Below are 12,814 nucleotides of genomic sequence, written 5' to 3'. Positions count from 1 at the left end.
CTCGCCGCCGCTTAGAGGTCCAGCATCAGCCGGCGCGGATCCTCGATGCTTTCCTTCACGCGCACCAGGAAGCTCACCGCCTCCTTGCCGTCGACGATGCGGTGGTCGTAGCTGAGTGCGAGGTACATCATCGGGCGGATTTCGATCTTGCCGCCGACCACCATCGCGCGGTCCTGGATCTTGTGCATGCCCAGGATGCCAGACTGCGGCGGGTTCAGGATCGGCGTGGACATGAGCGACCCGTAGATGCCGCCATTGGTGATGGTGAAGCTGCCGCCCGACAGGTCCTCGAGCTTCAGCCCGCCGTCGCGCGCCTTCTTGCCATAGGCGCCGATGGTCTTCTCGATGCCCGCGAAGCTGAGGTCCTGCGCGTTCTTGAGCACGGGCACGACCAGGCCGGAGGGCCCACCCACCGCGATGCCCATGTGGATGAAGTGCTTGTAGACCACGTCGTCGCCGTCGATCTCGGCGTTCACGGCGGGGAATTCCTGGAGTGCTGCCACGCAGGCCTTCACGAAGAAGGACATGAAGCCGAGCTTCACGCCGTGCTTCTTCTCGAACACCTCCTTGTATTCGGTGCGCAGCGCCATCGCAGCGCCCATATCCACCTCGTTGAAGGTGGTGAGCATGGCGGCGGTGTTCTGGGCCTCCTTCAGGCGGCGCGCGATGGTCGCGCGCAGGCGCGTCATCTTCACCCGCTCCTCGCCATTCTCCAGGGCGCGCGGCGCCTTCGCGGCGACCGGGGCGCCGGCGGGAGCGGCCGGGCGCGCAAGGAAGGCGGCGACATCGCCCTTGGCGATACGGCCATCCTTGGCGGAGCCCTGGCCGACCTGCTCGGCGTTGACGTTGTTGTCGGCCATCATCTTGGCGGCGGCGGGCAACGGCGCATGCGCCGGTGCGGCGGAGGTGGGTGCCGCCTCGGCGCGCGGCGAGGGGCCGCCCGGAACCGCGACGGGACCCGAGGGCGCCCGCACCGGCTCGGTCTTCGCCGGCACCGGGGCAGCCGCGGCGGGGGCCGCGGGTTTCGCCGCACCATTGGCCGCGGCACCCGTACCGGCTGCGATGGTGCCGAGCACGGAGCCAGCGCTGACCTCCGCACCCTCCTGCGCCGAGAGGCTCTCGATCACGCCGCCGGCGGGGGCAGGGACTTCCACCGTGACCTTGTCTGTCTCGAGCTCGACCAGCGGCTCGTCCGCGGTGACGCTCTCGCCCACCTTCTTCAGCCAGCGTGCGACGGTCGCACTGGACACGCTCTCGCCCAGGCTGGGCACAAGGATATCGGTCGCCATTGTCTATTCGCCTTTTCTGAGCCGCGCGGTCACAGCCCGAGCGCTTTCCGCACCAGGGCTTCCTGCTGCGCCGCATGAATCTTGGCGAGGCCCGTCGCCGGGCTCGCCGCTTCCTCGCGCCCGACATAGACCGGCCGCTTGGCCTTGATGTCGAGCGCGCCCAAGACCTTCTCGATGCGCCGGTCCACGAAGGTCCAGCCGCCCATGTTCTCAGGCTCCTCCTGGCACCAGATGACCTCGGCGTTGGTGTAGGGCGTCAGCGTGCGCGCGAGGCTGATGCGCGGGAAAGGGTGCAGCTGCTCCAGCCGGATCAGCGCGACGTCCTTCACGCCCTTGTCGCGACGCTCGGCCAGCAGGTCGTAATAGACCTTGCCGGAGCACAGGACCACGCGCTTGACCTCCGAGGGTGCCACCAGTTCGTCGGTTTCCGGCAGCACCAGGCGGAAGGCGGTCCCGGGGCCGAAATCCTCCAGCTTGCTGACCGCGAGTTTGTGGCGGAGCAGGGATTTCGGCGTCATCAGGATCAGCGGCTTGCGGTAGTTCGCGCGCAGCTGGCGGCGTAGCGCGTGGAAGTAGTTCGCCGGCGTGGTGATGTTGCCCACGCGCATGTTCCGCTCGGCGCAGAGCTGCAGGTAGCGCTCATACCGCGCCGAGGAATGCTCCGGCCCCTGCCCTTCATAGCCATGCGGCAGCAGCATCACGAGGCCGGACATGCGCAGCCACTTGGTCTCGCCGGATGCGATGAACTGGTCGATGATCACCTGCGCGCCGTTCGCGAAATCGCCGAACTGCGCTTCCCACAACACCAGCGTGTTCGGGTCCGCGAGCGAATAGCCGTAGTCGAAGCCGAGCACGCCCATTTCCGAGAGCAGGGAGTTGAACGCCTCGAACCGCGTCTGGCCCTCGCGGATGTTGTTCAGCGGCACATAGTCGGCCTGGGTCACCTGGTCGGTCAACACGGAGTGGCGCTGAGAGAAGGTGCCGCGCTGCACGTCCTCGCCCGAAAGGCGCACCCGGTGGCCGTCGAGCAGCAGCGTGCCGAAGGCCAGCGCCTCGCCGGTGGACCAGTCGATGCCCTCGCCGGTCTCGATCGCCTGCTTCTTGGCTTCGAGCTGGCGAATGATCTTGGGGTTGGCGTTGAAATCGGCCGGCACGCGGGCGAGCGCGGCGCCGACTTCGCGCAGCGTCTCCAGCGGAATCGCGGTCGGCTCGTCCTTCTCCTCTGCATCGGATCCGGCGGGCTTCAGGCCCGACCAGTGGCCCTCCAGCCAATCCGCCTTGTTCGGCTTGAAGCTCTGCGCGGCCTGGAAGGCGTCGTCGAGCTGGCCCCAGAAGGCGTCGTTGATCGCCTTGCTCTCCTCGGCCGGCACCGAGCCTTCCTTGGCCAGCCGCTCCGCATACAAGGTGCGCGTGGTCTGCATCTCGCGGATGCGGGCATACATGATGGGCTGGGTGAAGGCGGGCTCGTCGGTCTCGTTGTGGCCGTGGCGACGGTAGCAGACGATGTCGAGCACGATGTCGGCGCCGAACTGCATGCGGAACTCGGCGCACATGCGCGCGCAGAAGACCACGGCCTCCGGGTCGTCGCCGTTCACGTGCAGGATGGGCGCCTGGATCGCCTTGGCGATGTCGGTGCAGTACAGGCCCGAATAGGCATGCGCCGGGACGGTGGTGAAGCCGATCTGGTTGTTGGTAATGATGTGGACCGTGCCGCCGGTGCGATAGCCGATGAGCTGGCTCATCGCCATCGTCTCATAGACCAGGCCCTGGCCGGCAAACGCCGCGTCGCCATGCAGCAGGATACCCATGACGGAGCGCCGGCCGACCGTGTCGCCCGCCATGTCCTGGCGCGCGCGCACCTTGCCCATCACCACCGGGTCAACCGCTTCAAGATGCGAGGGATTCGGCTGCAGCGACAGGTGCACCATCTGCCCGGAGATCTCGAGGTCGGTCGAGGTGCCGAGGTGGTACTTCACGTCGCCGGAGCCCTGCACGTCATCGGGCGTGGTCGACGAGCCGCGGAATTCCGAAAAGACCTGGGTGAAGGGCTTCTTCACCACATTGACGAGCGTGTTCAGGCGGCCGCGATGGGCCATGCCGATCGCGATCTCCTTCACGCCCTTGGCAGCGCATACCTCGATCACGGTCTGCACCGCATTGATCGTGGTCTCGCCGCCTTCGAGGCCAAAGCGCTTCGTCGTCGCGTATTTCTTCGCGCAGAAGGATTCAAACCCCTCCGCCTCGGTCAGCTGCTGCAGGATCTGGCGCTTGGCGTTGGTGTCGAAGGCCGTCAGCCAGGGCGCGCCCTCGATGCGGCGCTGGATCCAGGATTTCTGCTCGGGATCCTGGATGTGCATGAACTCGACGCCGATCGGGCCGCAATAGCTGGCGCGGCAGATCGCGAGGATCTCGCGAAGGGACGCGGCTTCCTTGCCCAGCACCATGTCGAGGAAGATCGGGCGGTCCATGTCCTCGTCGGCAAACCCGTAGCTCTTGGGATCGAGCTCCGGGTGGAGCTTGATCTTCTGCAAGCCGAGCGGGTCGAGCTGCGCCATCAGATGTCCGCGGACGCGGTAGCTGCGGATCAGCATCAGCGCGCGGATGGAATCGAGAACGGCGCGGCGGGTGGCCTCCGGGTCAGCTTCGGCGGCGCCCTTCGCAGCGGGCTTCTTCGGCTCGGGCGGCTCGCCAAAGCCTCCGCGCGGGCGAGGCGCCCAGGAGGCGCCCGAGGCGTCGGTGAGGACGGAGCGGGCCTCGTCGTTCAGGGCGGCAAACAATTCCTGGAAGGAGGGGTCGACGCTGTCGGGGTTTTCCGCCCAACGCGCGTAGAGGTCCGCGAGGAAGGCGGCGTTGGCGCCGTTCATTACCGTCGCGAGGATGTCCACTCCAGCCATTTAGTCCTCCACAAAAAAGTCCGGGAAAAGAATTTCCCCGAACCCCATTCTTTTATTTTTGATTTTTTGGTGCTGGCCGTGAGGTAGCACCAATAGATAAAAATAAAAGATTTGGGGCGTAAACGTATACGTTTGCGGGGGGAATTCTTTTCCCCCAGTCTTGCTTACCCTGCCAACGCCTTGACCATCGTCGAACCAAGTGCCGCCGGGCTTTCGGCAACATGGATGCCTGCGGCGCGCATCGCATCCATCTTCGCCTCGGCCGTATCCTTGCCGCCCGAAATCACCGCCCCCGCATGGCCCATGCGGCGGCCCGGAGGCGCCGTCGCACCCGCGATGAAGCCCACAACCGGCTTGTTCGGCTTGCCGGGGCCGAAATTCTCCCGCGCGAGGTATTCCGCCCCGAGGATCTCCGCCTGGCCGCCGATCTCACCGATCATGATGATGGACTTGGTCTCGTCATCGGCCAGAAACAACTTCAGCACGTCGATGAAATCGATGCCCTTCACCGGGTCGCCGCCGATGCCCACGCAGGTGGACTGGCCGAGGCCGGCCGCGGTGGTCTGGGCGACCGCCTCATAGGTGAGCGTGCCGGAGCGCGAGACGATGCCCACCGAGCCGCGGCGGTGGATATGGCCCGGCATGATGCCGATCTTGCAGGCGTCGGGGGTGATGACGCCGGGGCAGTTCGGGCCGACGAGGATGGAGTCCGTGCCGCACAAGGCGCGCTTCACGCGCACCATGTCCAGCACCGGGATGCCCTCGGTGATGCAGATGATCAGCGGCAGCTTGGCGTCGATCGCCTCGAGGATGGCGTCGGCGGCAAACGGCGGCGGCACGTAGATGACGGAGGCGTTCGCACCCGTGGCGGCCACGCATTCGGCCACCGTGTTGAACACCGGCAGACCGATATGGGTGGTGCCGCCCTTGCCCGGCGTGACGCCGCCCACGTAGTTCGAGCCGTAGGCGATGCCCTGCTCGGCGTGGAAGGTGCCCTGGGCGCCCGTAAAACCCTGGGTCATGACGCGAGTGTTCTTGTCGACGAGAACGGACATGGTTCAGGCTCCCGTCGCGCCGGAGACGCGCGCTTCGTTGACCGCGGCGACGACCTTGCGCGCGGCGTCGGCGAGGTTGTCAGCGGGAATGATGGCCAAGCCGCTCTCGGCCAGGATCTTCTTGCCGAGCTCGACGTTGGTGCCCTCCAGCCGGACGACCAAGGGAACGGACAAGTGCAGCGTCTTCGAAGCCTCGACGATGCCGGCGGCGATCATGTCGCACTTGGCGATGCCGCCGAAGATGTTGACCAGGATGGCCTTCACGTTGACGTCCGAGGTGATGATGCGGAAGGCTTCCGTCACCCGCGCCGCGTTCGCCGTGCCGCCGACATCGAGGAAGTTCGCCGGCGAGGACCCGTACAGCTTGATGATGTCCATCGTCGCCATCGCGAGCCCGGCGCCGTTGACCATGCAGCCGATCTCGCCGTCCAGCGCCACGTAGTTCAGGTCGTTCTTGACCGCGTCGAGCTCCTTCGGGTCCATCTCGGAATCATCGCGGAGCGCCTCCAGATCCTTGTGGCGGAACAGCGCGTTGTCGTCGAAGGAGACCTTGGCATCCAGTGCGACGATCTCGCCGGCCTTCGTGACCACCAGCGGGTTGATCTCGACGATGGCGCAGTCGAGCTCGTGGAAGGCGCGGGTGAGCGAGGCGACGAACTTCTCGAAGCTGCGCACCTGGCCGCCTTCGAGCCCGAGGCCGAAGGCGAGTTTTCGCGCCTGGAAGGGAGAAAACCCGGCGGCCGGGTCGATCGCGACCTTGAGGATCTTCTCGGGGTGGTGCTCGGCCACCTCCTCGATCTCCATGCCACCTTCGGTCGAGGCCATGATGGTGACGCGCGCGGTCTCGCGGTCGACCAGCAGGCCCAGGTACAGCTCGCGCGCGATGTCGCAGCCTGCCTCGACATAGACGCGGGAGACGAGCTTGCCGGCCGGGCCGGTCTGCTTGGTGACCAGCGTCTTGCCGATCATCGCCTCGGCAGCGGCGCGCGCTTCCTCGACCGATTTGGCGAGCCGGACGCCGCCCTTGCCCTGCGGGTCCTCGGCGAAGCGGCCGGCACCGCGGCCGCCGGCGTGGATCTGCGACTTCACCACGTAGATGGGGCCGGGCAGCTTCTCGGCCGCCGCGGCGGCCTCATCCGCATTCCACGCGATATGGCCTTCGAGCACCGCGACGCCGTAGCGGCGCAGCAGCTCCTTGCCCTGGTATTCATGGATGTTCATGCGGCGAGCTCCGTCACGGGTACGGGATGCGAAAGCGGCCCGGGGAGGCTCCCCGGGCCGCGTGGCCGATCAGCCGACCAGCTTTTTCGAAGCGTCGATCAGTTCCTGCACCGCGGCGCAGGATTTCTTGAAGGCGGCATCCTCGGCAGGGGTGAATTCCACCTCCAGGATGCGCTCGACGCCGCCGGCGCCGATCACGACGGGAACGCCGACATACATGCCGTCGATGCCGTACTGGCCGGACAGCCAGGCGGCGGCGGGCAGCACGCGCTTCTTGTCCTTGAGGTAGCTCTCGGCCATCGCGATGGCCGAGGCCGCCGGCGCATAGAAGGCGGAGCCCTTCTCCAGGAGCTTCACGATCTCGCCGCCGCCATTGGCGGTTCGCGTGACGATCGCGTCGATCTTCTCCTGCGTCGACCAGCCCATCTTGATCAGGTCGGGCACCGGCACGCCGGCGACGGTGGAGTAGCGCGTCAGCGGCACCATCGTGTCGCCATGGCCGCCGAGCACGAAGGCGGTCACGTCCTCGACGCTCACGTTGAACTCATGGGCGAGGAACAGGCGGAAGCGGCTGGAGTCCAGCACGCCGGCCATGCCGACCACCTTCTCCGGCGGCAGGCCCGACTTCTGCTGCATCACCCACACCATCGCATCGAGCGGGTTGGTGATGACGATGACGAAGGCGTCGGGGCAATGCGTCTTGATCCCCTCGGCGACCGTCGCGATCACGCCGGCATTCTTGGCGACCAGGTCGTCGCGGCTCATCCCCGGCATGCGCGGGAAGCCAGCCGTGACGATCACAACGTCGGAGCCCGAGATATCTGCGTAGTCCCCGGTGCCCTTCATCTCGCTGTCGAACCCGTCCACCGGGCCGGACTGCATGATGTCGAGCGCCTTGCCGGCGGCGACGCCGGGGAAGACGTCGAACATGACGACGTCGCCCAGATCCTTCAGGCCAATCAGGTGAGCAAGCGTGCCGCCGATATTGCCAGCGCCGATCAGCGCAATTTTCTTGCGGGCCATCACCGCATCCTTCTCTGAAAGGGCCTCAACCAGGGCGACATAGGGGTCGCGCCTAACTAGACCCTGGCCCTACGCCGGGCAAGGCGCCCGGGTTACGGGCGGCCCAGCCATGCGCGGGCGCTTCGCCGAAGGCGCCTGATTTTCTGGCAACACCGACCGAAAGCGTCAGATCGGCAGGCAGCGCATGATCGTGGTGTGGCCATGCGCCGGCGTCTCGACCGTACCGGTCGGGCAGGAGATGGTCTGCACGCCCGCGGCCTGCGGCAGGCCAGACTGCCAGGCGAAGCGGCGCTCGCCGCCGCAGCGGACCGCGCCCCGGCCGCGCCCGCAGCTGGCGGCGTGGTGCGAGCCGCCGCGGGAGGCGGTCTGGTAATACCCGCCGCGCATCCCAGCGCGCCCGTACGGACCGCGTGCGAAGCGCGAGCCGTAGAGGCTGCCGCGTCGCGAGAACTGGCCGCGGGCGTGGCGCGACAACGGTGTCGCGGCCTGGCGACGCCCGCTCATCTGGCGCGCCATCGGCGGCACGGCGTGGTAGCGGCCGGCGGCGTGACGCGGTGTTTGCATCACGCTCGGGCGGCCGCCATGGGCCTGCCGCGCGACGGCGCCGCGGGTGGAGATCGCGGCGGGCGCCGTCGCCGTCCGCACCGGCCCGGGCTGGCTCACGCCTTGGCCGCGCCCGCGCTCGGAAGCCGCACTCGCCGCGCCCGCCAGGCCGCAGGAGAGAAGCGCCAATAGAATGAATCGCATACGATGATCCCCCTCTTGGTAACCGGGTGACATATCGCGTGAGCGGTTGCAAGCAGGGATTGCCGTTACATCGCATTCGCAAAGACGAGCCCGGGTGGCGGTTGCTCTATCCTTGCGCAGCCGGCGCCAGGATTACGTCAGATGCGGCAGCGCGAGGTAATCCTGGCTCTGCATCTCCGTCAGGCGCGACGCCGTGCGTTCGAACATCGCCGCGTTCTCGCCGCGCTCATAGAGAAGGTCCGGCGTCGCCTCGGCGGAGGCGACCAGCTTGCAGCGATGCTCGTACAGCGCGTCGATCAGGGTGATGAAGCGCCGCGCCTTGTCGAAATTCTCCGGCCCCAGGCGGGGAATGCCGTCGACGACCAGCGTGTGGAAATGGGTGGCGATTGCCAGGTAGTCGGCTGGGCCGAGCGGGCGCCCGCACAGCGCGTCGAAATCGAACCGTGCGACGCCGCGCGCCGCCTGCGGCACCGCGATGGTGCGGCCGAGCAGGCTCAGGCTGTCGGGCTTGCCGTGCGCCTCGCCCGTGAGGTCGGCGAAGGCGGCGTCGAGCGCGCGCTCGGCGCGGCCATCGGCCGGGCTGTGCCAGGTCGGCAGGCCGCGGATGCGCTCGCGGCGATAGTCGCGCGCGGCATCGAGGTGCACCACGTCGATATGCCGCTGGATCAGCGCGATGAAAGGCAGGAAGGCGTCGCGGCCGGGCTTGCCCTTGAACAGGTCGTCGGGCGCGGTGTTCGAGGTCGCGACCACCACCGTGCCGCGCTGGAACAGCGCCTCGAACAGCCGGCCCAGGATCATCGCGTCGACGATGTCGTGCACCTGGAACTCGTCGAAGCACAGCAGCGCGCCATCGGCAGCGATGGCGTCGGCCAGCGGCGGGATCGGGTCCGTCGCGTCGCCATGCTGCTGCTTCCAGACGTGGATGCGGCGGTGGCATTGCTGCATGAACTGGTGGAAGTGCAGGCGCTGCTTGCGCGGCACCTCGGCGGTGGCGAAGAACATGTCCATCAGCATGGATTTGCCGCGCCCGACGGCGCCGACCAGGTACAACCCGTGCGGCGCGTCGGGCGGCGCTTCCTCCATCGCCTTGCGGCGGAAGAAGCGGGCGAACAGCCCGCCCTCCTCCGCGGCTACGCCGGGCTTGGGGTCGTAGTGGCGGGTGCGGCGCCACAGATCCTGCAGCACCTCCGCCGCCTGCGCCTGGGCGGGGTCGGCGTTCAGCGCGCCCTCGGCGATGCGGGCGCGGTAGGCAGCCAGAGGACCGGAATTCGGGCCGGCGCTCGGGGGGGTATCGGCATCCATGGCGGCGCGGATAGCCGCATTGCCGGCCCGCGACAACCAGGGGCGTTTGACAGGCGCCAGTCGCCTCCGCAGCTTGCCGCCGCCAACGCCCGTGAGGAATTCCGCCGTGACCTTGCCCGCACCCGCGGCGCCACGTTTCGCCCTGGTCTACCACCCGGACGGCTACGCGACGAAGGGCGTGGAGCCGCTCGGCCGTCGCGTCGCCGGCGAGGAATTCTTCCTCGCGCTGGTCTGCGAGGGCGGCCTTGCCGAGATCATCGGGCTGGTCGGCGGCCGCGCCAATGGCGAGGCGTTCATCCGCCACGCCGCGGCGCTGAACCCCGCGCTACCCGCCCGCGCCGTGACCGCCGCAGACCCCGCCCCGCTCGACGAGGCCGGCACCCTGTTCATCCCCGGCCCCGGCCTCGCGGACAAGGCCTGGCTGCGGCGACGGCGGCGGCAGGATGGCCATAGCCTGCTCGGCATCACCCACACCACGGCGACGACCCGCGTCATGAACGCGCTGGCGGACAACCTTACCGCCCCGGTGCAGCCCTGGGATGCCATCATCTGCACCTCACGCGCGGTCCGCGCGATGGTCGCGCGCGTGATGGAGGAGCAAAGCGCCTACCTGCGCGAGCGATTCGGCGCGGCGCGCGTCGAATGGCCGCAGCTGCCGGTGCTGCCGCTCGGCGTCGAGACCGAGGGTTTCGCGGCGCTGCCCGTCGCCCGCGCCGCCTGGCGCGCCGAGCTCGGCATCGGGGAGGGCGACGTCGCGGTGCTGTGCGTCGCGCGCTTCAGTCACGAGACGAAGTTCAACCCGCTGCCGCTGTTCATCGCGCTGCGTGAAGCCCAGGTCCAAGCGCCGGCGCAGCGCTTCCACCTGCTGCTGGCCGGCTGGTACGAGAACGACGTCCAATCCGCGCTGTTCGCCGATGGCGCGGCCGCGCTCTGCCCCGGCATCACCATCCACCGGCTCGACGGGCGCGAGCCGCGGGTGCGGCGCGAGATCTGGTCGGCCGCCGACATCTTCACCCTGCCGGTGGACAATGTGCAGGAGACCTTCGGTATCGCCCCGGTCGAGGCGATGGCGGCGGGGCTGCCGGTCGTGACCGGGGACTGGGACGGGTTCCGCGACACCGTCGTGCATGGCGAGACCGGCTTCGCGGTCGCGACCTGCATGGCCGGGCCGCTCGACATGCTCGGCTACCGGCACGAGGCGGCGGTCGACGGCTATGGTCGCTACTGCTCCGCCGTCGCGCAGTCCACCGCGCTCGACGTCGCGGCCCTTGCCCAATCCTTTGCAACCCTCGCGCGCGATCCCGCCCTGCGCCGTCGGATGGGCGAGGCAGGCCAGCGCAGGGCGCGCGCCTTGTTCGACTGGCGCGTCATCGTGCCGCAATACCTGGCCCTTGCCGCGGAGCTGGCGGCGATGCGCGCGCGAGGCGGCGCCCGCGTGCCCGTGGCGCCGGGCCGCCCGGCCAACCCCGCCGCGCAGGATCCCTTCGCGCTGTTCGCCGAATACCCGACCGCGCGCCTTGCCTCCGGGGATCGCTTCGCTCTGTTGCCCGGCACCACGATCGCGACGATCGAGGCAATCGTCGCGCTGCGCAGTGCGGTGGCATTCGGCCGCATGCTGCCGGGGCGCGGCGGCCTCGCCTGCATCATCGCGGCACTCGAGGAGGCGCCCCAGGACGGCGCAGCCCTCGCACGCCGCTGTCCCAACCTGGAACCGGCGGAGGTGATGCGCGGCCTCGGCTGGATGATGAAATTCGGCCTGCTCACACGCGCAACTTGAAACCACTACGGCGTGAGGGCGTTTCGGTCACCGACACCCCCTTCCATCCAAACCTGGAGCTCGCCCCCATGGCCATGAACACGACCGGTACCCAGACCGAAGAAAACCTGCGCAACTCAGCCGAAGCTGCCAAGGACACCGTCCAGGCGGAAATCTCCGCGCTGCGCGCGAAGGTCGAGACGCTGATGTCCGACCGCGTCTCCCCGGCCGTGAGCCGCATCGTCGACCGCGCCGAGAACGTGGCCGGCGACGCCGCCGCGACCGTGCGCGAGCAGGCCAACCGCCTGTCCGACACCGTGCAGGAGCGCCCGATCGCGGCCCTCGCCGTGGCCGCGATCGCCGGCTTCATCACCGCACACCTGCTGCGCCGCTGAGCCATGCGGACCTTTCGGCTTCTTGCTGCTGCGGCGGAAGCCGAAGGGCTCCGGCTCAGGCGCACCGGCGAGGCGTTCGGTCGCCGCGCCGCGTTGACCGCCGTGGCCGCCGTCTGCGGCCTCGGCGCGCTGATCATGATCCACATCGCCGGCTGGTATTTGCTGGTGGTGCCACTCGGTCCTGCCGGTGCCGCGGGCGGGGTCGCACTCGTTGATCTCGTCATCGCCGGTCTCTTCCTGCTGCTTGCGCGACCGCGCTTCGATCCCGTTGCCCAGGAGGCGCTGATGATCCGGCGCGAGATGGTGCGTGCGGCTGTAGGTCCCGGCGCTCTCGGGTCGACCCTGTGGCGCCCGGCCGTCTCCGTGGGGAGCATCCTGACAAACATCCTGCTGGCCCGCCGCCGCCGCTGAGCGCGCGCTTCTCGTATCCGTGTTTCCGCGCGCCGCAACCGGAGTGCGCGGAAACGGTTCAAAGCGCAGCCGGGTTGTTTCCGGCCCATCCAAGGAGAACATCCATGAAGTCGCACAGAAAGATCTCGACAAGCAAGCGCAGCATCATCCTGCCGGCCACGCTCGTCGCCGGCATGATCGCGGCGCCGATGCTCGCCTTCAGCCAGACCGCCCCGGGCGGCGCCAACACCAACCCGCCGCCGGCCGCGTCGCCCGCCAATCCGGCGCCCGCGGCACCTGGCACCGCCGGCACAACGGCGCGCCCGACGACCACGACGACGACAACCACCGCGACCTCTCCGGGCACTGTGACCGGCACCCCGACCAACCGCGCCAGCCGCATCATCGGTGCCAACGTGCACAATGAGCGCAACGAGACGATCGGCGAGATCGAGGACCTGATCATCAACGCCAGCGGCGGCGCTCCCACGGCGATTCTGTCCGTCGGCGGCTTCCTCGGCATCGGCGCGCGCCTCGTCGCGGTGCCGCTGAGCGAGCTGTCTTTCAACACCGAGCGCGAGCGCTGGATGCTCAACGGTGCGACGAAGGAGTCGCTCCAGGCGCGCCCGGCCTATACCTACCAGTCGCGCAGCTGAACAAGGCCGCCAGCCGATTTGGCTGGCGTCAGGGACTGACCAACGGGGCGGGGTGGTGCATCATGCACCCCCCGCCCTAGTTGCGC

11 protein-coding genes are annotated in these 12,814 nt (G+C 68.6%); 4 read left to right on the top strand and 7 right to left on the bottom strand.

Features of this window, described 5'->3' with window-relative positions:
• Positions 1-11 precede the first annotated feature (11 nt).
• The 7 genes from odhB to zapE all read right to left on the bottom strand — a co-directional run bounded on the left by odhB (position 12) and on the right by zapE (position 9,531).
• Positions 12-1,289 (bottom strand): 2-oxoglutarate dehydrogenase complex dihydrolipoyllysine-residue succinyltransferase, encoded by a 1,278-nt coding sequence (odhB, locus tag GXW79_RS04860; protein ID WP_211873214.1) that lies wholly within the window; start codon positions 1,287-1,289, stop codon positions 12-14.
• A 29-nt stretch (positions 1,290-1,318) separates the two neighbouring features.
• On the bottom strand, positions 1,319-4,183 hold the full coding sequence (locus GXW79_RS04855) for a 2-oxoglutarate dehydrogenase E1 component (RefSeq protein ID WP_211873213.1): 2,865 nt from the start codon (positions 4,181-4,183) through the stop codon (positions 1,319-1,321).
• Positions 4,184-4,347: 164 nt separating this feature from the next.
• A complete protein-coding gene (sucD, locus tag GXW79_RS04850) occupies positions 4,348-5,238 on the bottom strand; it encodes a succinate--CoA ligase subunit alpha (RefSeq protein WP_211873212.1) in 891 nt (296 codons plus the stop codon).
• 3 nt (positions 5,239-5,241) lie between these two features.
• The gene (gene sucC / locus GXW79_RS04845) at positions 5,242-6,459 is read right to left on the bottom strand and encodes an ADP-forming succinate--CoA ligase subunit beta (protein WP_211873211.1); all 1,218 of its coding nucleotides are present in this window, start codon (positions 6,457-6,459) and stop codon (positions 5,242-5,244) included.
• A gap of 69 nt (positions 6,460-6,528) precedes the next feature.
• Positions 6,529-7,482 carry a malate dehydrogenase gene (mdh, locus tag GXW79_RS04840; protein ID WP_211873210.1) on the bottom strand — a complete coding sequence of 318 codons (954 nt, stop codon included), beginning with the start codon at positions 7,480-7,482 and terminating at the stop codon, positions 6,529-6,531.
• A gap of 165 nt (positions 7,483-7,647) precedes the next feature.
• A complete protein-coding gene (locus GXW79_RS04835; RefSeq protein WP_211873209.1) occupies positions 7,648-8,229 on the bottom strand; it encodes a hypothetical protein in 582 nt (193 codons plus the stop codon).
• Positions 8,230-8,361: 132 nt separating this feature from the next.
• Positions 8,362-9,531: a cell division protein ZapE gene (gene zapE, locus GXW79_RS04830; RefSeq protein WP_211873208.1), complete on the bottom strand. Its 1,170-nt coding sequence runs from the start codon at positions 9,529-9,531 to the stop codon at positions 8,362-8,364.
• A gap of 106 nt (positions 9,532-9,637) precedes the next feature.
• Here zapE and GXW79_RS04825 point away from each other — a divergent pair, with 106 nt between their 5' ends.
• The 4 genes from GXW79_RS04825 (at position 9,638) to GXW79_RS04810 (ending at position 12,728) form a co-directional block, all read left to right on the top strand.
• A complete protein-coding gene (locus GXW79_RS04825; RefSeq protein WP_211873207.1) occupies positions 9,638-11,308 on the top strand; it encodes a glycosyltransferase family 4 protein in 1,671 nt (556 codons plus the stop codon).
• Between the two features lie 68 nt (positions 11,309-11,376).
• Positions 11,377-11,682, top strand: a complete 306-nt coding sequence (locus GXW79_RS04820) for a hypothetical protein (protein WP_211873206.1) — start codon at positions 11,377-11,379, stop codon at positions 11,680-11,682.
• Between the two features lie 3 nt (positions 11,683-11,685).
• Complete coding sequence (locus GXW79_RS04815; RefSeq protein ID WP_211873205.1) at positions 11,686-12,093, top strand: hypothetical protein; 408 nt, start codon at positions 11,686-11,688, stop codon at positions 12,091-12,093.
• A 104-nt stretch (positions 12,094-12,197) separates the two neighbouring features.
• Entirely contained in the window at positions 12,198-12,728 is a 531-nt protein-coding gene (locus tag GXW79_RS04810; protein ID WP_211873204.1) for a PRC-barrel domain-containing protein, read from the top strand.
• Positions 12,729-12,814: the final 86 nt, after the last annotated feature.

Source organism: Plastoroseomonas arctica (assembly GCF_018128965.1).
GTDB lineage: Bacteria > Pseudomonadota > Alphaproteobacteria > Acetobacterales > Acetobacteraceae > Plastoroseomonas > Plastoroseomonas arctica.
This window is presented reverse-complemented; position numbering and strand designations above follow the sequence as displayed.